Annotated in this window: 1 protein-coding gene; it reads left to right on the plus strand. The window is 71.8% G+C overall.

The window, feature by feature from the left end; genetic code table 11:
• Nucleotide 1: 1 nt before the first annotated feature.
• Nucleotides 2–1374 (plus strand): acetyl/propionyl/methylcrotonyl-CoA carboxylase subunit alpha (locus tag I3F54_RS31815; protein WP_240122398.1); only part of this gene is annotated, 1373 nt, incomplete at its 3' end.

Raw genomic sequence — 1374 nt, forward strand, 5'->3', positions numbered from 1 at the left:
GGTGCTCATCGCCAACCGTGGCGAAATCGCTGTCCGCGTGGCCCGGGCCTGCCGGGACTCCGGGATCGCGAGCGTGGCCGTCTACGCCGACCCGGACCGGGACGCTTTGCATGTCCGCGCCGCGGATGAGGCGTTCGCTCTGGGCGGTGACACCCCGGCCACCAGCTATCTGGACATGGAGAAGGTGCTCAGGGCCGCCCGCGAGTCCGGCGCGGACGCCATCCACCCCGGTTACGGGTTCCTGTCGGAGAACGCCGACTTCGCTCAGGCGGTCCTGGACGCCGGGCTGATCTGGATCGGCCCGCCCCCGCAGGCCATCCGTGACCTGGGGGACAAGGTCGCCGCCCGGCACATCGCGCAGCGGGCCGGCGCGCCGCTGGTGGCCGGCACGCCCGACCCGGTCGGCGGGGCGCAGGAGGTCGTGGCGTTCGCCGAGGAGCACGGTCTGCCGATCGCGATCAAGGCCGCCTTCGGGGGCGGCGGGCGGGGGCTGAAGGTCGCGCGCACCTTGGAGGAGGTGCCGGAGCTGTACGAGTCGGCGGTGCGTGAGGCGGTCGCCGCGTTCGGGCGGGGTGAGTGCTTCGTGGAGCGCTACCTGGATCGTCCCCGGCACGTGGAGACGCAGTGCCTGGCCGACAAGCACGGCAACGTGGTCGTGGTCTCCACCCGTGACTGCTCACTGCAGCGCCGGCACCAGAAGCTGGTGGAGGAGGCTCCGGCGCCGTTCCTGTCCCAGGAGCAGGTCGACGAGTTGTACCGGGCGTCGAAGGCGATCCTGAAGGAGGCCGCCTACGAGGGGGCCGGGACGTGCGAGTTCCTGGTCGGTCAGGACGGCACGATCTCCTTCCTGGAGGTCAACACCCGTCTGCAGGTCGAGCACCCGGTCACCGAGGAGGTCGCCGGGATCGACCTGGTGCGGGAGATGTTCCGCATCGCCGACGGTGAGGAACTCGGCTACGACGATCCCGCCCTGCGCGGGCACTCCTTCGAGTTCCGGATCAACGGCGAGGACCCCGGCCGCAACTTCCTGCCCGCGCCGGGCACGGTCACCCGGTTCGACCCGCCCGCCGGTCCCGGCGTGCGGCTGGACGCGGGCGTGGAGTCCGGCAGCGTCATCGGCCCGGCCTGGGACTCACTGCTGGCCAAGCTGATCGTGACCGGCCGCACCCGCAAGGAGGCACTGGAACGCGCCGCCCGCGCGCTGGAGGAGTTCCAGGTCGAGGGCATGGCCACCGCCATCCCGTTCCACCGCACCGTCGTCACCGACCCCGCCTTCGCCCCCGAACTGACCGGCTCCAGCACCCCCTTCACGGTCCACACCCGCTGGATCGAGACCGAGTTCGCCAACCACCTCACCCCCTTCACCACCCCCGC

This window comes from Streptomyces sp. MUM 2J, assembly GCF_022414535.1.
GTDB lineage: Bacteria > Actinomycetota > Actinomycetes > Streptomycetales > Streptomycetaceae > Streptomyces.